The organism is Streptomyces anthophorae (genome assembly GCF_049310305.1).
GTDB lineage: Bacteria > Actinomycetota > Actinomycetes > Streptomycetales > Streptomycetaceae > Streptomyces.
Genome location: NZ_JBLWQQ010000003.1, coordinates 1 through 21,725 on the forward strand (window position 1 = coordinate 1; position 21,725 = coordinate 21,725).

At 71.0% G+C, this 21,725-nt stretch carries 21 protein-coding genes and 1 pseudogene; 11 read left to right on the forward strand and 11 right to left on the reverse strand.

The window, feature by feature from the left end; genetic code table 11:
- Positions 1-91: 91 nt before the first annotated feature.
- Positions 92-1,249, reverse strand: coding sequence for an MFS transporter (locus ACNYS0_RS44080; protein WP_422482952.1), 1,158 nt, complete (start codon positions 1,247-1,249; stop codon positions 92-94).
- Between the two features lie 109 nt (positions 1,250-1,358).
- On the opposite strand from ACNYS0_RS44080, the gene ACNYS0_RS44085 reads away from it, so the two are divergent.
- Both ACNYS0_RS44085 and ACNYS0_RS44090 read left to right on the forward strand, forming a co-directional pair.
- Complete coding sequence (locus ACNYS0_RS44085; RefSeq protein WP_422482953.1) at positions 1,359-1,817, forward strand: winged helix-turn-helix transcriptional regulator; 459 nt, start codon at positions 1,359-1,361, stop codon at positions 1,815-1,817.
- A gap of 198 nt (positions 1,818-2,015) precedes the next feature.
- Positions 2,016-2,307: pseudogene (locus tag ACNYS0_RS44090) on the forward strand (DUF6086 family protein); the annotation flags it as partial.
- A gap of 27 nt (positions 2,308-2,334) precedes the next feature.
- Here ACNYS0_RS44090 and ACNYS0_RS44095 read toward each other — a convergent pair.
- From ACNYS0_RS44095 to ACNYS0_RS44105, 3 genes are all read right to left on the reverse strand, one after another.
- Positions 2,335-3,921, reverse strand: a complete 1,587-nt coding sequence (locus tag ACNYS0_RS44095; RefSeq protein ID WP_422482954.1) for a helix-turn-helix domain-containing protein — start codon at positions 3,919-3,921, stop codon at positions 2,335-2,337.
- Positions 3,918-4,163 carry a hypothetical protein gene (locus ACNYS0_RS44100; RefSeq protein WP_422482955.1) on the reverse strand — a complete coding sequence of 82 codons (246 nt, stop codon included), beginning with the start codon at positions 4,161-4,163 and terminating at the stop codon, positions 3,918-3,920. Before ACNYS0_RS44100 ends, ACNYS0_RS44095 begins: the two co-directional genes overlap by 4 nt.
- 233 nt (positions 4,164-4,396) lie before the next feature.
- Complete coding sequence (locus tag ACNYS0_RS44105; protein WP_422482967.1) at positions 4,397-4,912, reverse strand: Lrp/AsnC family transcriptional regulator; 516 nt, start codon at positions 4,910-4,912, stop codon at positions 4,397-4,399.
- Between the two features lie 159 nt (positions 4,913-5,071).
- Between ACNYS0_RS44105 and ACNYS0_RS44110 the strand changes: the two genes are divergently transcribed.
- Positions 5,072-7,423 carry a transketolase-like TK C-terminal-containing protein gene (locus ACNYS0_RS44110; protein ID WP_422482956.1) on the forward strand — a complete coding sequence of 784 codons (2,352 nt, stop codon included), beginning with the start codon at positions 5,072-5,074 and terminating at the stop codon, positions 7,421-7,423.
- A gap of 32 nt (positions 7,424-7,455) precedes the next feature.
- On the opposite strand, the gene ACNYS0_RS44115 is transcribed toward ACNYS0_RS44110, so the two are convergent.
- Positions 7,456-8,046: a helix-turn-helix domain-containing protein gene (locus ACNYS0_RS44115; protein ID WP_422482957.1), complete on the reverse strand. Its 591-nt coding sequence runs from the start codon at positions 8,044-8,046 to the stop codon at positions 7,456-7,458.
- Positions 8,047-8,070: 24 nt separating this feature from the next.
- The gene (locus ACNYS0_RS44120) at positions 8,071-9,234 is read right to left on the reverse strand and encodes an LLM class flavin-dependent oxidoreductase (protein WP_422482958.1); all 1,164 of its coding nucleotides are present in this window, start codon (positions 9,232-9,234) and stop codon (positions 8,071-8,073) included.
- A 191-nt stretch (positions 9,235-9,425) separates the two neighbouring features.
- On the opposite strand from ACNYS0_RS44120, the gene ACNYS0_RS44125 reads away from it, so the two are divergent.
- Genes ACNYS0_RS44125 through ACNYS0_RS44150 form a run of 6 tightly spaced genes read left to right on the forward strand, consistent with a single transcriptional unit; the run spans position 9,426 to position 14,117 of the window.
- On the forward strand, positions 9,426-10,847 hold the full coding sequence (locus tag ACNYS0_RS44125; protein WP_422482959.1) for a purine-cytosine permease family protein: 1,422 nt from the start codon (positions 9,426-9,428) through the stop codon (positions 10,845-10,847).
- On the forward strand, positions 10,844-11,275 hold the full coding sequence (locus ACNYS0_RS44130) for a RidA family protein (protein WP_422482960.1): 432 nt from the start codon (positions 10,844-10,846) through the stop codon (positions 11,273-11,275). The genes ACNYS0_RS44125 and ACNYS0_RS44130 overlap by 4 nt, the downstream gene beginning before the upstream one ends.
- Positions 11,272-12,069 (forward strand): creatininase family protein, encoded by a 798-nt coding sequence (locus ACNYS0_RS44135; protein WP_422482961.1) that lies wholly within the window; start codon positions 11,272-11,274, stop codon positions 12,067-12,069. Before ACNYS0_RS44130 ends, ACNYS0_RS44135 begins: the two co-directional genes overlap by 4 nt.
- 38 nt (positions 12,070-12,107) lie before the next feature.
- On the forward strand, positions 12,108-13,280 hold the full coding sequence (locus ACNYS0_RS44140) for an alpha-hydroxy-acid oxidizing protein (protein WP_422482962.1): 1,173 nt from the start codon (positions 12,108-12,110) through the stop codon (positions 13,278-13,280).
- Between the two features lie 55 nt (positions 13,281-13,335).
- Positions 13,336-13,854 (forward strand): flavin reductase family protein, encoded by a 519-nt coding sequence (locus ACNYS0_RS44145; protein ID WP_422482963.1) that lies wholly within the window; start codon positions 13,336-13,338, stop codon positions 13,852-13,854.
- Positions 13,851-14,117, forward strand: a complete 267-nt coding sequence (locus ACNYS0_RS44150) for a hypothetical protein (protein ID WP_422482964.1) — start codon at positions 13,851-13,853, stop codon at positions 14,115-14,117. The genes ACNYS0_RS44145 and ACNYS0_RS44150 overlap by 4 nt, the downstream gene beginning before the upstream one ends.
- A gap of 822 nt (positions 14,118-14,939) precedes the next feature.
- Here the strand turns inward: ACNYS0_RS44150 and ACNYS0_RS44155 are convergent.
- From ACNYS0_RS44155 to ACNYS0_RS44165, 3 genes are all read right to left on the reverse strand, one after another.
- Positions 14,940-15,626: a hypothetical protein gene (locus ACNYS0_RS44155; protein ID WP_422482965.1), complete on the reverse strand. Its 687-nt coding sequence runs from the start codon at positions 15,624-15,626 to the stop codon at positions 14,940-14,942.
- Positions 15,627-16,278: 652 nt separating this feature from the next.
- On the reverse strand, positions 16,279-16,665 hold the full coding sequence (locus tag ACNYS0_RS44160) for a hypothetical protein (RefSeq protein WP_422482380.1): 387 nt from the start codon (positions 16,663-16,665) through the stop codon (positions 16,279-16,281).
- A 386-nt stretch (positions 16,666-17,051) separates the two neighbouring features.
- Complete coding sequence (locus tag ACNYS0_RS44165) at positions 17,052-17,402, reverse strand: hypothetical protein (RefSeq protein WP_422470501.1); 351 nt, start codon at positions 17,400-17,402, stop codon at positions 17,052-17,054.
- A gap of 752 nt (positions 17,403-18,154) precedes the next feature.
- Between ACNYS0_RS44165 and ACNYS0_RS44170 the strand changes: the two genes are divergently transcribed.
- Both ACNYS0_RS44170 and ACNYS0_RS44175 read left to right on the forward strand, forming a co-directional pair.
- On the forward strand, positions 18,155-18,340 hold the full coding sequence (locus tag ACNYS0_RS44170) for a hypothetical protein (RefSeq protein ID WP_422470502.1): 186 nt from the start codon (positions 18,155-18,157) through the stop codon (positions 18,338-18,340).
- 598 nt (positions 18,341-18,938) lie between these two features.
- Positions 18,939-19,694, forward strand: coding sequence for an alpha/beta hydrolase family protein (locus ACNYS0_RS44175; RefSeq protein ID WP_422470503.1), 756 nt, complete (start codon positions 18,939-18,941; stop codon positions 19,692-19,694).
- A 305-nt stretch (positions 19,695-19,999) separates the two neighbouring features.
- Here ACNYS0_RS44175 and ACNYS0_RS44180 read toward each other — a convergent pair whose 3' ends face one another.
- Together ACNYS0_RS44180 and ACNYS0_RS44185 are read right to left on the reverse strand one after the other, a co-directional pair.
- Complete coding sequence (locus ACNYS0_RS44180; RefSeq protein ID WP_422470504.1) at positions 20,000-20,524, reverse strand: hypothetical protein; 525 nt, start codon at positions 20,522-20,524, stop codon at positions 20,000-20,002.
- A 485-nt stretch (positions 20,525-21,009) separates the two neighbouring features.
- Positions 21,010-21,725: hypothetical protein (locus tag ACNYS0_RS44185; RefSeq protein WP_422482966.1), on the reverse strand; the 716-nt coding region annotated here is incomplete at its 5' end.

Sequence of the window (21,725 nt, forward strand, 5' to 3'; positions counted from 1 at the left end):
TCGCCCTCTGCGGACAACGGTGCGTTCGCATGGGCCATGTACTGAGTCGCCTTCCCTACGGGGCGGGGCTGCGCGGGACAGGAGGAGGCAGTCACACGAGTACGTCTCGTCGCGTGTCGGCGGCTGCGTGTCGGTTGAGAGCCCAGACAAGGAGTGCGCAGAGGGCGAAGGCGGCGCCGAGAAGGCTGGATCCGGGCCACCCCGCGGACGAGTACACCGCGGTGGTGCTGGTTGCTCCGGCGGCGGAGCCGAGGGAGTAGAAGAGCATGTAGCCACCGATGACGCTGCTCGTCTGGTGTGAGTACGCGGCCGTGAGCAGGTGTTGATTGCTGACATGCACCGCCTGCACCGCGAAGTCGAGCGCGATCACGCCGACGATCACCGGCCAGAGCGACCAGGACGCTTGTCCGGTCGCCAGCCATGACGCGGTCAGGAGCGCGAGTGCACCGCCGGTGATGATGTTGGCGCGGCCGGCGTCGGCCCCCCGTCCGGCTCGGGAGGCGCCCAGCGCCCCGGCGAGCCCGGCGATCCCGAAGAGACCGATCTGGGCCGTGCTCAGATGCCATGGCTCGGCTGCGAGCGGCAGAGCCAGGCCGCTCCACAGCGTGCCGAAGGAAGCGAACAGGAAGAACGCAATCAGTCCGCGCGAGACGAACAGGCGCTCACGGAACAGGCGCCCCAGCGAGATCAGCACCGCGCCATACGTGGCCCGGCCGTCGCGCGGGTCGGATGGCAGGAGCCTCAGCACGAAGCCGGTGAGCGCGAGGAGGAGCACGGTGAACACCGCGTAGATGCTGCGCCAGCCCCAGAGGGCAGCGAGACAGCCGGCGAGAACGCGCGCTCCGAGGATGCCGATGATGACGCCGGAGGTCACGGCTCCGAGCGTGCGGCCGCGTTCGGCTGTGGTGGACAGGTCGGCGGCGAAGGCGACCGTGGTCTGGACGACGACCGCGAACAGGCCGGCGAGGGCCAGACCGGCAAGCAGGAGCCATGGTTGGGCAGCGGCTGCGGCCAGAGCCGTGCCGACCGCGGCGAGGAGAAGGTGCCCGGCAATGAGTTTGCGCCGGTCGAACATGTCCCCCAGCGGGACAAGGAGGGCCAGGCCGATCAGGTAGCCGAGCTGCCCCGTGGTGACGATCCATCCCAAGTCGGCTTCCGGCAGGCCCAGGTCACCGCCGATCTGGGTCAGTACGGGCTGCGCCACATAGATCGTTGCGACCGCGACCGCGCAGATCACGGCGAACAGCATCCTTCGACCAGACGTGAGACTCACTGACACACCTCTAATGAGTAGCAGATTGCAACCAAAACGAAGGTACGGCAGAATGGTTTCGATCCGCAACTCTCCAGGAGGAGTCATGGCTCGCACGGCGCCCGGTGCCGAGGGGATGTCCTGGACCGACCCCGCCTGCCCCGTCGCACGCACGCTCGACCTGGTCGGAGACCGGTGGAGCCTGCTGATCATTCGCGACGCGATGGACGGCGCTCGAGCGTTCACCGACTTCCAGCACCGGACCGGAATCGCGCGCAACATCCTCACCGACCGCCTGCGACGCCTGATCGAACGAGGAATCCTCGAGCGGCAGACCGCCCCGACCGGGCGGCGACAGAACTACGTCCTCACAGATGCGGGCCGGGACCTCTTCGCCGTCATCGTGGCCGCGCGTCAGTGGGGTGAACGGCACGCCTTCGCACCAGCTGAAACTCACTCAGTTCTCGTGGATGAAAGCGGTCTCCCGCTCCCAGAGCTCCGTCCTGTCGATGTCCACGGCAGTCCCGTGGACATCGATACGACCTCTGTGCTGCACGAGCACTGACTGCAGGGGGAGCCATCTGGCACCCCCGGCGGGCGGCGACATGGCCGGCCATCAGCGCCGGGGGAACCGCGAGATGGCGGATATCAGCGTCTGGTCGGGCCACAGCGCAGCTGGCGTGGAGCACCCGCCCGCCAGTTGTGGACCCACGCCACCACCGTCAACAACCTCCTGGCCCGCAACAACTAGCAGGGGGCTGCATTAAGCCAGTACTACGACATGGGCGACGGGGCCCTGTGGAACCCGTCCAACGGGGTCTCCCGGCTGTTCATGAGGCAGGTGAGCGTCTACGAGGCCGAGCTGGGGTTGCCGTCCGGCATCGGCCCCATGCAAGCCGACGAGTGCCAGATCGACCCTCGCGTTCAAAGAGTTCGTCGACGCCCTGCTTGCGTGGCACCGGAGAACGAGTCACGCAGTCATGGCTGCCCTGTCCGAGGGCTTCGTCGCCACGATGCTGGTCCTGGTGGAGAGGGCAGGCATTGAGGTGAACTGGCAGCCAGCAGGCATAGCGGTCGGGTATTTACTCCTGCTCCCCCGCCTGTGGTGCGTCGTTGTGTGGTGTGCCTGCTGTGTAGGTGTCCTTGATTTTGACCTCGGTGACGCCGCGGCCCTCGTCAAAGACACGCCGCCAGTCGCCGATGACGTGGAGTTCGTCGGTGCCCATCGCACGCACGACGGTGAGGCCTTCTTCGTGGGCCTTGAGGGCTTTCATCCAGAGGTTGGCGAAGGCCTGGGAGCGGATGAGGTGCATCCAGTCGGGGCGGTTCAGTTCCCGGTTGTAGGTCGAGGTTCCCATGGTGGAGACGAACTTGGAGTACATGGCCTTCACGTATTCCAGTGTCACCTCGTCCTGCTGGGCGATGGCGGTGTCGCGGGCGTCCTTGAGGGCGATGCGGAACTTCTCCAGCAGGCCCTCGGTGGCCCCCGAGGTGTAGGACTCGTGGATCACTGGAGGGTCGCACAGCCTGTATTTGGGGCCGGACAGGCGCAGCAGGAGGCGCAGGGTGGGTTCGGTGACCCATAGGGGGCCGGGTTCGTCGCGTTGGCCGAGCGGGTTGGGCAGTACGTCGTTGTGGTCCCAGTGGGGCGGGGTGATGAGGTGGACGCCGGCCCTGCGGCGGTCGTGACGGCCGTCGGTGGAGTGTTCGAGTTGGCCGAGCGGCAGGTGGGTTTTGAGGGCGGACAGGTAGGCGCCGTTGATGTCGAGGGCGGTGATCTCGTGGGTGCCGGGCGGCAGGTGGGGGCGCGTCCATTTGGGGCGGGCCTCCCAGATCTGGTCGGCGTCGTGCTTGGACTTCTTCTTGAGGATGTCGGGCAGCCAGGGGTGGGCGATGACGTCGTAGCGGCCGCCCTTGCGGGTTTCGTCCAGCAGGGCCATCGCGTCCGGGATCGCCTTTTTGAGCAGGGCTGCGGTGGCGGCTTCGACGTCGCCCGCGTGGGCGGCCAGGGCGGCCTGGACGGTGGAGGTGATGAGGGCGGTCGGCTCGTCGGCGGGCTGGAAGGCGCGTCGGGCCGGTGGTTTGGCGCTGCGGCGGCCGTGGTGCGGTGGGTGTGCGGGTGTGCCGGCGGGGTGGGCCGGGGGCGGCGTGGGCATGGGCTGCGCTGCGGCGGAGGCAGCCTGTTCGGGCGCCGTGGTGTGGCACTGGGCCGGGTCCAGGTGCTGGGGGAAGCCGGCCACCCGCAGGGTTGCCGGCGTGCCGCACAGGACGCACGGCTCGGGCACGGCAAGGCTCTCGACGTCGTCAGGGTCGTCGGCCGCCTGGCCCCCCGGGTCGGGCGAGGGGGCCTGAGCGTCGGCGTTCGGTGTCGGCGGTTGTGCTGCTGGGGCGGTTGCCCCGGTGGTGCCCTGCTGGGTTTCGGCGAGCTTGTCCTGCAGTCCGTCCAGCAGGTAGGCGTACCGCGTGCGCGGGTCTCCGGCGGGGTCCCGGCCCGCCTCCCAGGCGGCCACCGTCGATGGGCTCACTCCCAGTGCCCGGGCGACCTGTGCCTTCGACAGCCGGGCCTGCTCGCGCAGTTCCCGCCGCAGTACCGGGGTGGGCAGTTCGGCTTCGGGGGTGACGGAGGCGAGCAGTGAGTCGATCTCGCCGAGACCGTCGGGGCTGTTCACGCGTCGCCCGCCTTCCGCTTGGCCCGGCGCCGCTCCGCCAGTGCGGGGGTCACCGTCTCCTTGACTCGTTGCTCCCCCCAGCCCGTCAGTTGTGCGGCACGTCCGATCCGTCCGTGCATCGGGCGCCCCGTCACCGGGTCTCGTGCCAGGAATACGCGCAATGCCTCGGCGACCCGCTTCTCGGCGGACTGCAACTCGGCCATCGCTGCGACCAGTTCGCGTTCGTCACTTGCATCGGACATGCACCCATTGTGCCAGAATTCATGACCGCAGGATAATCAATGACAGTCAATAGATTAGTGAGTGACTTGCATTGACGCATGGTCACACACTTCTCCGTCCGGCACCCGCCCCCTCCTCGGGCAGGGAGGCACGGTCCCGAGATCTGCCGTCACGCCGTCTCCCGGCGGCCCACCGGGGGGCGGAAGGGTGTTTCGGCCTGGTCCCGTTCGGCCACAGCATGATTCGCCCCCGTTCAGCTCCCGTGCCTGCCGTGCCGTGCGCGGTCACTGCCATGTGCCTCGGCTCGGCGGAGCAGCGGTGTGAGGCGGTACGGCACGAGTTCACGCATGGCCAGAGCCGTTGAGGTTCGGTCGATGCCCGGGATGTCGAGGATCTTGCCGGCCACTCGGTACAGGTCTTCGGCGTCGGCCGCCACCACCCTCACCAGCAGATCGGTTTCGCCGCTGAGGCCGAAGACCTCCACCACCTCGGCGACGCCGGCCAGCGCCGCAGAGACTTCCGCGAGCCGGTGCTGGTCGACCTCGGCGGTGACGAAAGCGGTCAGGGGGTAGCCCAGCGCGCCGGGGGTGATCCGGCGTTCGTAGGCGCCGAGCGCGTTGCTCCGCTCCATTTTCGCCAGCCGCGCCTGGACGGTGTTGCGCGACAGTCTCAGGCGTTCGGCCAGCGCGACGATGGTCGCGCGGGGGTCGGCCGCGAGGGCGAGCAGGATCTGCGCGTCGGTGCCGTCGAGGCTCTGCCGGGTGTTCATGGTGCTCAAGTACGTTCCCTCCACGCCGTGTTGAATTGAGCAGAATGCTCAGCTCAAGAGTGACATCTTGTGCGTTTGCAGGGCCACGGTTCTACTGCTGGATCACAAGGCCAAGCCCAGGGTTGTGGGTGTCCGGGTTTTCAGTGGAGGTGGTGCGTTGTGGTCTCGTCGAGCACGCCGGTCGACGCGGCAGGAGCCGCGGGCGTTCGCGGGGACGTACTCACGGTGCTGGAGGCCATCGAGCGACGGGTGCTGTGGCTGTCCACCGCGATCATCGACCATGCGAACCGGGTGCGGCCCAACCCTTCAGGGTTGAAGGTCGGTGGGCATCAGGCGTCCAGCGCCTCGATGACCTCGATCATGACGGCGCTGTGGTTCCAGCAACTGGGCGCCGGGGACCGGGTGTCGGTCAAACCCCACGCCTCCCCCGTGCTCCACGCGATCAATTACCTGCTGGGCGAGCTGGACGAGGACCGGCTCACCACCCTGCGTTCCCTCGGCGGCCTGCAGAGCTACCCCAGCCGTACGAAGGACCCCGATCCGGTCGACTACTCCACCGGGTCCGTCGGCCTCGGTGCCACGGCGCCGGTGTGGGGCGCCATCGCCCGCCGCTACGTGGAGGGCCACTTCGGTGGCGCGGGCACCGGCCGGCAGTACTCGCTCATCGGCGACGCCGAGCTGGACGAGGGAGCCGTCTGGGAAGCGCTGCGGGACCCGATGACGCAGAGTCTGGGCGAAGTCGTCTGGGTCGTCGACCTCAACCGCCAGTCCCTGGACCGGGTCATCCCCGGCATCGCCGCGGACAAGCTGCAGGGCATGTTCGCGGCGGCGGGCTGGCAGGTGCTGACCCTCAAGTACGGGAGTCTGCTGCGGGAGTTGTTCGCCCGTCCCGGCGGGCCGGAGCTGCGCACCCGCATCGACGCGATGGACAATCCCGAGTACCAGCGCTTGCTGCGCTGCACCGCGTCCGAGCTGCGGGAGCGGCTGCCCGGCTCCGGGTCCACGGCCGGCCCCGTCGCCGAGCTGATCGCCTCGGTGGACGATGCCTCGCTCCTGTCCGCGCTGCGCAACCTGGGCGGGCACGACCTCGGCTCGCTGCTCGACGCGTTCGGCGCCATCGACGACACGCGCCCCACCGTCCTGTTCGCGTACACCGTCAAGGGGCACGGGCTGCCCACCGAGGGGCACCCGCAGAACCACTCGTCGCTGCTGACCGCCGACCAGATGGGCACGCTGGCGCGGCGTCTGGGAAGGGACCTGCAAGCCCCCTGGTCCCGCTTCGATGAGGGCTCGCGGGAAGCGGCGCTGTGCGCGGCGGCCGCGCAGCGGTTGCGGCGTCCTGCCCGCGCGCTCCGGACTCCTCCGGAGGTCCCGTCCGACCTCGGGCGCCCGGCCCCCGCCGGCACCGGTACGACCCAACAGGCCCTCGGCCGCACCCTGCTGGACCTGAGCCGCCGGGCACCCCGGGCCGCGGAACGGATCGTGACGGTCAGCCCGGACGTGAGCTCGACCACCAACCTGGGCGGCTGGCTGAACAAGGTCGGCGTCTGGTCCCCGCAGGAGCACGCCGACTGGTTCGCCGACGACACCGAAACCATCCTCCACTGGCGCGAGAAGCCCACCGGCCGCCATGTGGAACTGGGCATCGCGGAGACCAACCTCGTCGGCCTGCTGGGCGAACTCGGCGCCACCTGGGACCGCTGGGGGCAGCCCCTGCTGCCCATCGGCGTGATCTACGACCCGTTCGTCAACCGGGCCCTTGAGCCGTGGTCCTTCGGTATCTACGCCGGTGGGCAGTCCATTTTGGTCGGCACCCCGTCCGGCGTCACGCTCGCCCCGGAAGGCGGCGCACATCAGTCGATCACCACCCCTTCCCTCGCCGTCGAGCAGCCGGGGTGTGTGGGCTACGAGCCTGCCTTCGCCCTCGACACCGAGTGGTGCCTGCTCGCCGCGCTCGGCAATCTCGGCAAGCCGGAGGGGAGTTCGGCATACGTACGGCTCTCCACCCGTCCGGTGGACCAGTCCCTCGCCGCCGTGCCGGAGGACCCGGTGGCGCGCGAGCGCCGGCGACGTCAGGTGACCGCCGGCGCATACCGTCTGCGGCAGCACGCTGCTCCGGTCGTCACGCTCGCCGCGATGGGTGCCATGGTCCCGGACGCGCTCGCCGCCGCGGACCGGCTCGCGTCGCTCGGACACGGCGCCGACGTCGTCTGCGTCACCAGCCCCGACCTGCTCTTCCGTGCCTGTCTGGCGCGCCGCGGCCAGGACGGGGAGGGCGCCCCGCAGTGGATCCTGGACCAGGTCTTCCCCGTCGGGCGTGCCACTCCCATGGTCACCGTCGTGGACGGCCACCCGCACACCCTCGCCTTCCTCGGCACGATCCGGAACACCCCCGTCACCACCCTCGGCGTGACCCGCTTCGGCCAGTCGGGGTCGCTGGAGGACGTCCACCGTCACCACGGCATCGATGCCGGCAGCATCGTCGCCGCGGCCCTCGACCTCATCGGCTGACGCACGATGGCTGTGGCCCGGGCGGGAGGCGCTCACTGCCGCGAGACGATGAGCAGCAGTCGTACCTCGCTGTCGTCGAGCACCCGCCAGCGGTGCGGGAGTGAACCGGGGTAGCTGATGACCTCCGTCGGCCCGAGCCGTTCCTTTCGGCCGCCTTCGAAGTCGAGCTCGATCTGCCCGGTCACGACGTAGATCAGCTCATGTCCGGGGTGCTGGAAGTAGTCCTCGAACTCGGTCGGGCCGCCCGTGTACTCGAGCGGCTGGACCGGCCAGTCCAGCCGGGTCAGCGAGCGGACGACGGCCCCGCCCGGGGTGTCGGTGCGGGGCACCCGGATTCCGTCGGTCTCGCGGAGCACGTCCACTTCCTGCTCGGCCGGCTGCGCGAGGAGGGCGGAGATCGTGGTGTCCAGCGCTCGTGCGATCCGGTTGAGCGTGGTGATGCTGGCCGTCGTGAGGCCGCGCTCCAGCTGGCTGAGGAAGGCGTGCGACAGGTCGGCGCTCTGTCCGACCTGCTGCAACGTCAGTTTCCGAGCCCGACGCAGGTTCCTGATCCGCAACCCCACGAGTTGCATGAGGTGGTCGTCTTCGGGGCGGGGGCTGTCTGCGACCGGTTTCCGTGCCACGGGAGAAGAGTACCTACCGCCCGGTCACCCGAGCAGCGGCACGACCTCCTCGGTGAAACGGCGCATCTGCTCGGCGGCCATGTCGTAGGTGTGCCCGGGGAAGTGCGGGAACAGCACCAGGTGTTCCAGGCCGAGGGCGTCGCGGTGGTGGGCGACGAGTTCGGCGACCTCCTGCGCGGTGCCGACGGCCCAGGTCTTCTGTGCTGTCGACTCCTCGAGGGTGGGGACGAGTCCGGGGGGTGCCGGCTTGCCGTCGGGTCCCCTGTAGCCGCGGCTCCAGCCGAACGGGGCGAGCAGGTTCCAGAATTCGTCGTGCCCGCGGCGCCCCGTCGTCCACGCCTGTTCGTGGGTGTCGCCGATGTGGAACGGGAGCACCAGGATGCGGTTCTGGCCGGGGCGCAGCTCGGCGCCGTGGTGCTCGGCGTAGAGCTCGCCGTAGCGCTTCCACTGCGCCTCGATGAACGAGTGGTGCTGGTTCCACCAGACGCAGCCGTGTCCGGCCTCGGCGGCGTAGGTAAGTGTCGGCGGGCTGGTGACGGCCTGCCAGATCTCCACCGGGTGCAGCGGGCCGGGCAGCAGGGACAGCGTCTCGACCGGGCCGTCCGGTCCGGTGGTGCCCGGGGGCGGGAATTCGAGGTACTTCCCCTTGTAGGAGAAGGTGTCGTTCGCCAGCGCGGTGCGGATGATCTCCATGTACTCGGCGAACACCTCGCGGTTGTGTTCGTCGGCCGCTGCCCGGGCCTCCCCCTCCGCCAGCTGGATGTCCGCCTGGTGTGCCGCGAGGCTGCGCAGTTCGCGGGGGACCGTTCCGCGGCCGACGCCGAGGGCGGCCCGGCCGCCGGAGAGATTCAGCAGGGTGCTGAAGTCCTCGGCCAGGCGCAGCGGGTGCCATTGGGGAACGATGTTGAACATTGCGCCCATCCGGATGCGGTGGGTGCGAGCGGCCAGATTCGCCTGGAGCAGCAGGGAGTTCGGGATGACTTCGTATCCCTCGTGCTGGAAGTGGTGTTCGGCGAGCCAGTAGCTGTCGTAGCCGAGCTCCTCGGCGAGGACGCCGAGTTCGAGCAGGCGCTCCGTCGCGTGCCACACCTCCTCTCGAGTGGCCCGGCGCTGACCGGCCGGGAGCCACTGCCCCTTTTGGACATCGGCCATCTCGATCGATCCGAAGTAGAAGACGCCGTAGCGCACGCCGCACCTCCCAGTAGCGGGACCGTCGAACGAGGTCCGTATCGACGTTCTTCTTGTAAGTGATACTTACATTGCTGCGGCCGTCAACCCGTGCAACAAGCCTTGACAGTCCGGCTGTTGCGTCCAACCCTCGTATCCAGATGTTCGTTACATCAACAATGTGCGACTCGGCTCCAGCGTTGGAGGACCTCATGGGTGGTAGTTCCAGAGCTGCGCGGCACCAGGGTGTACCCGTCGAGCGCAACGGGATCGAGCATGTCGCCGAGGACGAACGGCGGGGCAGGGTCTCCTCGTCGTTCACGCTCTGGTTCTCGGGAAATCTCCAGTACTCGGCCATCGTCGTCGGAGCGCTGCCGACCGCGTTCCTCGGGCTGAGCTTCGGCCAGGCCGCTCTCGCGCTGACGGTCGGCACCCTCGCCGGGAGCCTGCTGCTCGGGCTCACCTCGTCGATGGGGCCGCGGGCAGGCACGGCACAAATGGTCCAGTCCCGGGGGCCGTTCGGGTATGTCGGCAACGTCCTGCCGGCGTCGCTCCTGTTCATGACGGGTTTCGGTTTCTTCGCCGTCAATACCGCGCTCGGCGCCTACATCGTGCGGTACTTGTCCGGCATCCCCTTCCTCGCTGCCGTCGCGCTCGTCGCCGGGTTCCAGATGGCCGTCGTGGTCGTCGGCCACGACCTCGTCCACAAGATCGAGCGGGCGCTCGTGCCGGTCATGGGCGTGCTGTTCGTCGTGGTGACGGTCTACGGGCTGACGGCCGGCCATCTGAGCGCCCCCGGCAAGGGCGCCGAGCACGGCGTCGTCGGGGCCATGCTCACGGCCGTCGCGCTCAGCTCCTCACGGACCTTCGGCTTCGCGATCTGCGCCTCCGACTACACCCGCTATCTCCCCGTCGGCACCAGCCGGAAGAAGGTGACCGGAGCCACCTTCCTCGGGGCCGCCGCCGCAGGGCTGTGGATGCATCTGCTCGGCGCGGCGATCGGATCGGTGATCTTCCCGAAGAGCCCCACCGACCTCGTCACCGCCATCGCCCCCTCGGCCGTCGCCGTCCTCGCGCTGCTCCCGCTGCTCGCCTCCACCGTCGCGGCCGGTGTCATCGACATCTACTCCGGATCGCTCGCCCTGCTGATCGCCGACCTGCCGCTGCGACGCTGGGTGTCCGCCCTGGTCACCGGCCTCGCCGGGGGCTCGCTCGCCTGGTGGGCCGGCCTCGGCGACACCGCGTTCGCCCACTTCCAGAACTTCCTGTTCGTCATGGGGTACTGGGTGGGCCCCTGGCTCGGCGTGACGCTCACCGACCATCTGATGTCCCTGCGCGGCGAGGGGGTGCGCGCGGCCTGGTTCTACGACCGGACCTGGCGGTTCGGCCCGGGCCTTCCCGCCTTCGTCCTGGGCGTCCTGGCCTCGGTCCCGTTCATGAACCAGACCCTGTACGCGGGCCCCCTCGCCGCGCGATACCCGTTCCTCGGAGACATCACCTACTGGATCGGCGGGACCGTCGCGGCGCTGTCCTACTGGACGATCCGGCGCACCCGGAGGTCCTGGTCGGTGTCGGCCCACGTACCGCACCCACCGGACGCGGAGGAACCCACCACGGATCGGAGCACGGTATGACGGCCAAGCGCGGGCTCGGCCCGCTGTACTACGGGAGGGCCCGGCAGCCCTGGGGACGTGGGGCCGCGGCCGGCCAGTGGGTTCTCACCAGCGGCATCGACGGCGTCGTCGACGACGCGGGAGCCACCCTGTCCGGCGTCGGGGCCCAGACCGTCATGGCGCTCGAACGCATCCGCACGATCCTCTCCGACGCCGGCTGCGCCGTCGACGACATCGTCGCACTCGACCAGTACCTGGCCGATCCGGCCGACCGGGCCGCGTACATGGACGTACGGGACAGGTGGCTCGCCGAGCACGGCCGCGGCCTGTACGCCCGGCGCGACTACGCGTCGCTGCTGATCTACCCGCGCCTGGCCACCCCGGAGATGCGGGTGGAGATCCGGGCGATGGCCTGTCTTCCCGATCCGACCCAGCAGGAGGGTTCATGACGTCCCCGTCGCACCGCTTCGCCGAGTTGAGCATGGCCCAGGTCCAGGAGCGGTGCTCCGCCGATACCGTCGCGGTGCTGCCGGTCGGCGCCGTCGAGCAGCACGGGCCGCACCTTCCCCTGATCACCGACGCGCTCGTCGCGGAGGCCGCGAGCGCGGCGGCCGTGGACGGCTGCGGCGCGGCACTCGATCTGTGGCTGTTGCCCACGCTGTCCTACGGCCGGTCCGTGGAACACGAGTGGTCCGCGGGAACCCTGTCGCTGTCCACCGCCACGTTCGCCGCCGTACTCGCCGACCTCGGCCGCAGCGTCGCCACGGCCGGGATCCGCCGGCTCGTCCTGGTCAACGGGCACGGCGGCAACACCTCCGAGATCCAGACCATGCTGCGCGACCTCCGCCGGGCCCACGCACTGACGACCTTCGCCGTGAACGCCTTCCCGCCGCCGCAGGCCGATCCCTTCGCCGGGATCGAGCAGGGCCAGGGCATCCACGGCGGAGCGGGCGAGACCTCGCTGATGCTGCACCTGCGCCCGGACCTCGTCGACATGAGAGCCGCCGCCCCACGCCTGCCCCGCGGCCTGAACAAGAACACCCACGTCCGGTTCGGCGGCAGCGTGAGTTTCGGCTGGCTGTCCGACGACTTCGGCCCCGACGGCTACCTGGGCGACCCGACACAGGCGACCGCGGACGCCGGGCGGCGGGCCTTCGCCGCGCTGACCGCACAGCTCGGCGAGCAGCTGGACGAGATCGCCCGCTTCGACTTCGCCAACCACGTGGCCGGGCCCACGTTCTGAACGACGCCCGCCCCGCTCTCCCGCACGAAGGGACCGTCATGCCCGCTCCGCAGTACGGCGACTACCAGTACGAGATCTACTTCGATGCCCTCGACGGAATCGCCCCGCGGTTCCCCCTCGACACGGCCTCGCTCGAACGCAAGGCCGCCGAGGTGCTCCCCTGGTGGGTGCACTCCTACGTTGCCGGCGGGTGCGGCGACGAAGGCACGCAGCGCGCGAACGTGGCGGCGTTCGCCCACCACGGGATCGTGCCGCGGATGCTCAACGGGGCCCACGAACGGGACCTGTCCATCGACCTGTTCGGGATGCCGCTGCCCAGCCCGCTGTTCATGGCGCCGATCGGGGTGATCGGCCTGTGCAGCCAGGACTTCCACGGCGACCTCGCCGTCGCGCGGGCCTCGGCGCGCACCGGCGTCCCGATGATCGGCTCCGTGCTCATGCAGGACCCGATGGAGGACGTCGCACCCCATGCGGGCGACACCCCGGGGATGTTCCAGCTCTACGTGCCCCGCGACCGCGACCTGGCGGCGAGTCTGGTCGAACGCGCGGAGACGGCCGGGTACCGCGCGATCGTGGTCACCGTCGACACCTGGACGACCGGCTGGCGGCCGCGGGACCTCAACACCGGCAACTTTCCGCAGCTGCGCGGGCTCGTCCTGGAGAACTACTTCTCGGACCCGGCGTTCCTCAAGCGGCTCGCCGTCTCCCCCGCCGAGGACCTGCGCGCGGCGGTGCGGGAGTGGACCGGGATCTGGGCCAACTCCCTGCACTGGGACGACCTTCCCTGGCTGCGCTCACTCACCTCGCTGCCCATCCTGCTCAAAGGCATCTGTCATCCGGACGACGTCCGCCGGGCCCGCGACTTCGGCATCGACGGCATCTACTGCTCCAACCACGGCGGCCGTCAGGCCAACGGCGGGCTGCCCGCCCTGGACGCACTGCCGGCAGTGGTCGAGGCCGCCGACGGGATGCCGGTGCTGTTCGACTCCGGTGTCCGCTCCGGCTCCGACGCGGCGAAGGCACTCGCGCTGGGGGCGACCGCGGTCGGGGTCGGACGGCCGTACGCCTACGCCCTCGCGGCCGGGGGCACGGACGGTGTGGTGGCACAGCTGCGGGCGCTCCTCGCCGAGCTGGATCTCCTGATGGCCATCGACGGCTTCCCGACCCTGGCCGACCTGCGGGCAGCGGGCACCGTCCCGGTACGGGCCTGAACTCCTGCGCGCAAACGGGACACCAAGATCGTCACACGGACCGGGAGAGGTACTCATGACCACGCAACAGCTGCCGTCGTTCCGGGAAGTCCTGGGCCACTTCGCCTCCGGGGTGACCGTGGTGACCGGCATCCATGACAACGAGCCGGTGGGCTTCACCTGCCAGTCGTTCTCCTCGCTGTCCCTGGAACCGCCACAGATCGTCATCCTGCCGGGACGGACGTCCACCACCTGGCCGCGCATCGCGGCCGGCGGCCGATTCTGTGTCAACATCCTCGCCGACCACCAAAGCGACATCAGCACGACCTTCGCGACGCCGGGCATCGACAAATTCGCCGACGTCGCATGGACCCCCTCCCCCTCGGGCCTGCCCCGACTCGACGAGACCTGCGCATGGCTCGAGTGCACGGTCGCGGCGGTCCACCCCGGCGGGGACCACCTGATCGCCGTGGGCACGGTCCATGATCGCGGGACCACGCCGCACACCCGTCCCCTGCTGTTCCACCGCGGCCTCTACGCGGGCATGACCGGACTCCAGCCCCGGCCGGCCCTGCCGCACAGAAGGTCCGCGTGAACCCGGACAGGCGCCGGCTCCCCGGCAGGTCGGTGGCCGTGACGGCAGGAGCAGCGACACCGGCCGTGTTCCACGGGGGCACCCGCGCCGACGCCGGGACCGGTCACGAGCACACCATGCGACTGGCCATCGAACAGGCCAGGAAGAACCCCAGGCGGCCCTTCGGTGCCGTCATCACCGCCACCCGCACCGGCGACGCCCTGGCAAGCAGCGCCAACGACACGGCGGGCGCCCCCTGCTGCACGGCGAAGTGGCCGCCATGAACGACCTGCGTACGCCGCCATGGCCACCAGGGGCGGGCCACCACCCTCTACACCACGGGGGAACCCTGCCCGATGCCCAGGAGCACGACGGCCCGGTGCCCGGGCGAACCCGAGACGCGCCGTCCGGACAAGCCCGGTCGACGAAATCCGCCGTACCGGAATCCCACCGTGAGACCTCACCGCACAACACGTGGCTGCCTCCGCGAAGTCCTGCTACGCCCCGCAACTGCCCCTGGGAGGCGTACTGGAACAGCACACGAACCGCCTGTTCCAAGAGGCCCGACGCCTGCGGAGCCGACCGCCCCCGCAGCACGGCCGGACCACGACGGCACCAGCCACGGCCCGTACGACACCCCCTCCCGGACCAGCTCCGCAACAAGGGAGTTGAGAGCACGAGGTTCGACACCGTCAACGTCGGCGTGTTCCTGGGCCTGGACGCCGGCAAGACCACCCACCAAGGCGACGCGCTGCGCCGGCACTCGGGCCAGAACACACACCTGCGCCGCACTCGCCACCAACGGTGAGGACCCCGCGGCGCTACGGCCCGGGAACCGGCGGGCCGGCGGGCGGCCACGACGGCTTCCCGAACCGGGCGTCCACCAGCCCGGGCCGGTGGACGCCCGGCCGACGAGCAGCTGCCGCCTGACGTCGATTGCACACGGACCCCGCCCCCGCCCCGCCCGGGCGGGGCGCGGTGGAGTGGGGTGGGGTGGGGGTGGGGTGGGGGTGGGGTGGGGGTGGGGTGGGGTGCGGTGCGGTGGCGGCGCGATGGGGTGGCGGCGCGGACGAAGAGCCGTCCTCACGCCCCCGGGCCGCTCCCGGTCAGGGCTTCGCGCACCCGCCGGAACGCTTCTTGCGGGCCAGGACGCGCAGGCCCACGCCGGTGGCGACAAGGAGCGCGGCGAGCGCGGCGAGGATGCCGCCCCGGGACTCCTGGCCCGTCTCGGCGAGCTGCGGCCCGCGCGGGGACGGGGCGGCCGGCGCCGTCGGCGGTGCCGTGACCGCCGGCGCAGAGGAGGAGGGCGCGGCGGGCGGCGTCGACTGACCGGCCGGCGGACCCGTCGTGCTCGCACTCGGGGTCGGGGTCGGGGTTGGAGTCGAGGGCGTGGTCGTGGGAGGTGTCGTCGACCCGCTCGGGGTCGGGGAGGGCGTGGCCGGTGCTCCCACCACCGACGACGGCGTGGGCGCGGCAGGAGTGGGGGCTTCCTCCTCGCCGTAGCCGGAGGACTCCTCCCCCGAACCGGAGCCGTACCCGTGGCCGTGGTCCTCGTCGCCGTACCCGGCCGCGGGCGCCGGGGTGTCCGCGGTCCCGTACCCGCCCTCGCCGTCCAGTGCGTCGGCCGGGACCTTCTCTTCGCTGACGGCGCCCGATGGCCCGGCATCGGCGGCCAGCGCCGAAGCCGGGGCCGCGGCACAGCCGATCGCGGCGGCCGTCACGGCCCCCACCACCACCCTGCGCACGCCGGCCGGCAGGCCCCCACGACTAAAATACGTGTAGTTTTCGTGCATAACGGTGATAATCGGGCGGCAGCCTGGCACAGACAAGGCAACGCGCCGTCCGGGCACCTGCCCCGCAGGACAGTCGTGACGCAAAACCCGACAGCGCCCCCACCACCGCCCGTCGACCGCGATCCGGTGGGACGAGGTCCGCTGCACGAAGAACCCGCAGCACCGCCCGACAGACCCCCGCACCTGACGGGGCGGCTTGTCCACGAGAACGGGGTCCGGCCTGCTCCCCGTGGTGGCGCACACCGCGTGCCGCCGACCTCCGGCCGACGGCTGGTGATTTCACCCGGAACACCCGGAAGACACCGGCGGCGAGAGGGCCGGCCAGGGAGGCGCCGCCGACGACATCGACGTAGGCCGCAGCTCCCAGAGGTACTGCTCCCGTCAGCAGCGGGCGGCCCTGTCGTGGCACTCGCCGCGGCCGGGCCGGCATCCAGGCGCAGGCCCGCGGGGATGCCCGCGGGTGTCCGGCACTCCCCCGCTCCCTCGCCTCGCACTGCCGGCCGACGGCATCAGCGGCACGGGACGCGGCCGGGAAGGAAACCCTCCGGCCAGGCAGAGCCCAGCGGGAAACCGGAAGCCGGAAGCCGGAAGCCGGGGTCGAGTGGCGGGATCCCGGGGTGCGTGGCGGGGTTCGACGGAATGTTCCCGCAGGTCAGCCCGTGTGAGGCAGGACCACGATCTGCACGTCGTCCTCGTAGATCACGCGCCCCGGGTCGGTCGACTTCACCGCGCGGCAGTCCACGCCGTGCGCTGACAGGATCTCCAGATACCCCGCCACCCGCTCGATGAGATGGGACGCCGAGGGCTTGAACCAGGCCGCGGCCCCGGGATGGACCGCCGGGTCGTACACACTCGGGTCCACCGTCGACGGGTCCGGATAGGCGGCGTCGTACCACGCATTGTTCTCGCTTCGGAACCGATCCTGCTCCGCCGTCAGCCGCCCGGTGCGGGCAAGGTTGTTGACCAGCCCGAACACACCCTTGAACTGGCCCCGCTCATCGGACACGGCCGACTGGAACCGCACATACTCGATGGACATCACCCGATCCTGCCACGCGCGTGCCGGCGCCGGGAGGGGGTTCTCCAGGCCGTGCCGAAGCCATGCCAGAGCGGGCGGGGCCACGGGACGGCAGCCGCCAGGAAGCCGCTGCGGAAGGGCCGTTGGGGCGCTCCCCCGTGATTCGGAGTGATTCGGACGCCAACCCCCGCCAGATCACCGGCACGGCTTGCGAGGGCAACGACGCTTCAGGCGGCGGACCTCCTCCCCGACGGCTCGGAGCCCGGGCACATCGGGACACCCCGAAACCCGGACCGCGCGAACGACACCGTCACCGCACTGAAGCCGGCGACCGACACCGGCCCCGCGGCCGTCACGGCAGACGCCCGGGCACCACGGCCGAACCGGGGGGCTGCAGGCCCGTGCGGCTACCAGTTCATGTGGCGGGGCATACGGCACTTCCCGGCGAAGTCCGTCGAGGGGCAGTCGTCGTCGCCGATCGCGATGACGAGCGCCGCGCACAGCGCCAGCACGACGAGGACGACCACCAGGCCGGTACGGGTGAGCAGGAACCGGCCGAGGCGGGTCCCGGTGCGGCCGGGGCGCCGGCCGCGCGGCACCGTGGCCCGGCGCAGGTTCCAGACCGCGCAGACGGCCACGGTGACGGCCCCGAAGGCGGCCGACACCCCGCCGTCACGGAAGAGGCCCTGGGCGACGTAGGCGACCATGCCGCCGAGGAACAGCGCGTACATGACCCGGACGAGCACCTTATTGATCACCCTCGTCCCCCCGGGGTATCGGCGTGCCACTGCCACCGGCCGAAGCGGGGGCGCCGCAGGGCGGCCCTCACCGCCGTACCGCCCGGACTGCCCCGTGGCCGGCGGTGAGGCCCAGGGCGCCGCAGACGACGATCGCGACAACCCTCGCCAGGGCCCGCCTCTCCATCCCCGCCCCTCGCCTTCGTCGTCCGGCCGGGCGGTGCGGCGGTCCCACCACCGGTACAGCAAGGCTGTCGATGTGCCCAGGGGACGCTGGGCGGCGAGCCGGCCGCGGAGGAAACTGATCACGGGAGTTCGTTACGGGTCTCACACCCGCCCAAGGGGGGCGAGGAGTCCGGACAGCTCCCGGCCCGGACTCCTCCCCGTACCGACTCGACGCCGCCCTCCCCGCGAACCCGCCGCCCCACGGTCCGCCGCGCCATGCCGCCGGCCGCGCGCGAGAGGGCGCAAGCCAGCCCGGCCCGCCCTGCCGCCGATCCACACGCCGCAAACCACCCCCTGCCCAGCTTCCGCCCGGGGCGAGCGCGGAGGCGCCGAGAGCTCCCGGCTTCCGCCCACGGGCCCGCACCCGCAAGCCGCGCAGCCCCCGGCCGTGGGGTTCTGAGGGCGCCCCAGCCGTGTCGTCACCGGCCGCCCCGGCCCGCCCCGGTTCAATGACCGTGCCAAAACCACTGACCGGCGACGTGCCCGCCCCGCACCACTGCCCGTCACCGGACCGGAGACACGGGGCGAGCAGAGACAGGAGAACCCCCATGCGCATCCGCACCCTGTTCGTGTCCACCCTGCTGGCGGCCTGCGCCGTCCTCGGCGGCGCCGGTATGGCCGCAGCCGACGACGACGGCCCCCAGGAACTCACCCCCAGAGAGCAGGCCGGCCTGGAAGCCGCGACGTCGATCGTCGACGCCCTGCTCGGCGGGGGCGTACCGATCACCCGGTAACACCATGGGGAGCCCGGAGCCCGGAGCCGTCACCGACCTGTCTCCACGCACTACCCCAGGGGGCAGGGGCTGGCGGCGGGGTGTCAGGAGCAGGGCCGCAGGCCCAGGGCCGGTGGAACATCTTCCAGTTGTCGCGGGCATGGAGGGCGAGTTCGTCATGTCCTGGCCGTACGTGACGTTCGCGTCGGGGGGCCACGTCGCCCGGGCCGCGGCCCGGCACGGACAGCAAGACCTGCCGCTCGTCGACGCCGTCGCCGGCGTCGACGAGGAGGAGGTCCAGGTCCGGGCGCGTGCGGGCGGCGAGACGGGTCGCGGTCTGCTCACTGTCCCACGGGCGTCCCCCTCACTCCCCCGCGTCACACCATCCGTGAGGAGATACAGCGGAGCCACCTCCAGCGGAGCCACCTCCAGCGAAGCCCTCGGGCCGGTGCGCACCGGCGGAGACTGCCGGGCTCCGAGCGGATCCGGTCTGTCGAAAGTGGTGATCCGTACATGGCATGCTGCTCACCGGCCCGCGCGTGGCACCGGCCGGTGCCACGCGCGGCCACCCGTCCCCTGATCAGTTCCTGCCTAGGTGAGCACCACAGTGAAAGAAAAAGTGAGATTCCCCAGCGTCGTCGGCCCCGAACTGGCCGGGGTGATCGACCTGCCGGACGGCGAGGTTCGCGGCTGGGGGCTCTTCGCACACGGCTTCACCCTCGGCAAGGACTCACCGGCCGCCTCCCGCGTCAGCAAGCAGCTGGCCAAAGAGGGCATCGGCACACTCCGCTTCGACAACCTCGGCATCGGCGACTCCGACGGCGACTGGGGGGATGGCTCCTTCACCGTCAAAGTCCAGGACACCATCCGCGCCGCCGCCTTCATGGCCGACCGCGGCACCCCCGTCGACCTCCTCGTCGGGCACTCCTGGGGCGGCGCCGCCGCCCTCGCCGCCGCCCGCGAGATCCCCGGCCTGCGCGCGCTGGCCACCATCGCCGCACCCGTCGACCCCAGCCACGTCGAGCGCCAGTACGACTCGGTGCTGGACCGCGTCCTCAGCGACGGCTCCCACCAGTGGTTCGTCGGCGGGCGCACCCTCGTCCTCAAACGCGCCTTCGTCGAGGACGTCCGCAAGGCCCACCTGCGCGAGACGATCGGCGAGCTCGACCTTCCCCTCCTGGTCGCGCACTCCCCCACCGACTCCACCGTCGGCATCGACAACGCCGCAGAAATCTTCCAGGAAGCCCGCCACCCCCGCAGCTTCATCTCCCTCGAAGGCGCGGACCACCTGCTGACCGCGCGGGGACAGGCGCAGCGCGCCGCACACATCATCAGCGCCTGGGCCGACCAGTACCTCGACGAACCACGCCCCTGACCTCACGGTCCCGCGCCGTTGTGTGAACGTCTGCACTGGTGCAGAGCACCGGCCGGCCCCCGCGAGAAGGTGAAGGTGGGCGGGCACCACCGTCATGCGAGGTGAGCGGGACCGTGCGCCGCCATACCGGCCCCCGCCGGCCCCGCCACCGCCGTCGGGTGCGGCGCGGCGACGGCCCGCCACCACTTGCGACCGGGCTGCGCATCGCCTTCGTGGGCAGGACCACCATCGCCGCCCGTGACAAGCAGACGGCCGCGGTCTCGTTGTCACGGGTGGCTTCCTGCGACCTGCCCGGTGGTTTCGGGCTAGCCGCCGGGAAGGGGGTCGGGGTAGCGCTTGAGGACCTGGGCCGGCTGGTCTTCGTCGGTGGGCCAGAGCACCACGTGGTAGCGGTCCTCGCCGTCCAAGGCGTCCTCGGAGAGGGTGTTCAGGCCGTGGGAGCAGATACGCACGGCATAGTTCCCGGGGGCCAGGGGGATGCGGGGGATCTCGTCGCGGGTGTCCTGCATGGAGACCAGCAGGCGCCCGGAGGGCAGCGCGAGACGGGCCTGGGTGACGTGGTCGGCCCGCTCCAGTTCACTGTCGCCGGCCGGGGGCGTGCGGCGCACATCCACGGTGACCGGCACGGTGAAGGGGCGGGCGGCCCCGATCGCGACGACGCCGGGCGCCGTGTTGATCCAGTTGCCGGCCAGGGCGTCGAACCAGGCGTGTCCGGGCTCGCCCAGGCGGGCGTCGTCGTCCTGGAGCAGCAGGGTGGAGTAGTCGGCGAGAACGGTGAGTTCGTGGCGGGAGAGCAGGCCGGGGTCGCCGGGCGGCGCGGTGGCGGTCATCTGGACGTGGGCTCCCTCGGGCAGTGAACGGTCCGGGCCAGCGAGCCGCGAATGCGCCCCCACGCACCCACCGCCCTACCCGACGACCCGCACACAGCTGCCACCGCACCGCGACGCCACTGCAACCCCACGCTATCCCGCCCCTGTTGAGCAACCCACAACAGCCACACCCGAACACTCCACAAGCGCCTCACTGCCCGCACAGACACCCTGACAAAGCCCCCCCCAACCCCTGGAACCCCCAGCAGCAACACACGGCGAACCGACCCCGGGACCGAAAGCCGGGCCACACCCGCCGGCACCGGACGCCGCCTGCCCGCCCGCCCAGCCGGCAGCCCCCGCCGGAACACCCCCTCACGCACCGATGAACACACCGATCCGCACGGACGCACCCAAGAAAGAGGCCGGCCCCCGAACAGGGCCGGCCCCTCCCCATCACCTCGAGACGCCTCAAACGCCTCAGACGCCTCAGACGCCTCAGACGCCTACAGCGACGGCAGCGTCTGCGCCGGATCCACACCCGGCAGCGTCGGCAGCTTCGGCAGACCCTCCAGATCCGGCGCCGGCAGATCGCCACCCAGCACGATCGCGACCACCACGTTCACCGTCCCGGTCAACGTCGCCTGCAGCGCGGCGGCGGTCGCCTTCGCGTCCCCGGCGGCGGAGGCCTTCACCAGGGCGTCCACCTTGGTCTGCAGATCCGCCGCCGCCTTCGCCACCAGCTCCGGACCGGGCGCCTGCGCACGCGCCTTGCCGGTCGAAGCCTTCGCCCCGGCCACCAGAGAGTCCAGCGCCTTCTTCACCTCGGCCGCATGCTTGGCCGCCTCCTCCTTGGGCAACTTGCCATCCGGCGCCTTCAGCACACCCGCGACCAGACCGGTCACCGGCTCCACGACCGCACCCGCCCCCGCCAGCGCCGCATTCTGCTTGGCCAGCGCCTCAGCACCCGGCACAGGCGCAACCGACACACCCACCCCACCACGAGCCGGCCCCTCCGCGACCACAGCAAACGCCGGGCCCGCCAAACCCAACGCGAGCACACCGCACAACGCGCCCGACACAAGCACGCCAGCATTCCGGGAAATACGCATGAACCCATCCTCTTCACGGTCGACGAGCACTACACCACGCCCACCCTGCAAGCACCACACACCCCCCGCAACCCGAACAACACACACAGCCACCACCACACCCACCCAAA

Excerpts from the sequence above, each read along its gene's own strand:
- ACNYS0_RS44160 (WP_422482380.1), bottom strand. The coding sequence starts at position 16,665 with ATGTCCATCGAGTATGTGCGGTTCCAGTCGGCCGTGTCCGATGAGCGG.
- ACNYS0_RS44100 (WP_422482955.1), bottom strand. The coding sequence starts at position 4,163 with ATGTCCGATGCAAGTGACGAACGCGAACTGGTCGCAGCGATGGCCGAG.
- ACNYS0_RS44125 (WP_422482959.1), top strand. The coding sequence starts at position 9,426 with ATGGGTGGTAGTTCCAGAGCTGCGCGGCACCAGGGTGTACCCGTCGAG.
- ACNYS0_RS44135 (WP_422482961.1), top strand. The coding sequence starts at position 11,272 with ATGACGTCCCCGTCGCACCGCTTCGCCGAGTTGAGCATGGCCCAGGTC.
- ACNYS0_RS44145 (WP_422482963.1), top strand. The coding sequence starts at position 13,336 with ATGACCACGCAACAGCTGCCGTCGTTCCGGGAAGTCCTGGGCCACTTC.
- ACNYS0_RS44130 (WP_422482960.1), top strand. The coding sequence starts at position 10,844 with ATGACGGCCAAGCGCGGGCTCGGCCCGCTGTACTACGGGAGGGCCCGG.
- ACNYS0_RS44105 (WP_422482967.1), bottom strand. The coding sequence starts at position 4,912 with ATGAACACCCGGCAGAGCCTCGACGGCACCGACGCGCAGATCCTGCTC.
- ACNYS0_RS44170 (WP_422470502.1), top strand. The coding sequence starts at position 18,155 with ATGCGCATCCGCACCCTGTTCGTGTCCACCCTGCTGGCGGCCTGCGCC.
- ACNYS0_RS44180 (WP_422470504.1), bottom strand. The coding sequence starts at position 20,524 with ATGACCGCCACCGCGCCGCCCGGCGACCCCGGCCTGCTCTCCCGCCAC.
- ACNYS0_RS44085 (WP_422482953.1), top strand. The coding sequence starts at position 1,359 with ATGGCTCGCACGGCGCCCGGTGCCGAGGGGATGTCCTGGACCGACCCC.
- ACNYS0_RS44155 (WP_422482965.1), bottom strand. The coding sequence starts at position 15,626 with ATGCACGAAAACTACACGTATTTTAGTCGTGGGGGCCTGCCGGCCGGC.
- ACNYS0_RS44080 (WP_422482952.1), bottom strand. The coding sequence starts at position 1,249 with ATGCTGTTCGCCGTGATCTGCGCGGTCGCGGTCGCAACGATCTATGTG.
- ACNYS0_RS44140 (WP_422482962.1), top strand. The coding sequence starts at position 12,108 with ATGCCCGCTCCGCAGTACGGCGACTACCAGTACGAGATCTACTTCGAT.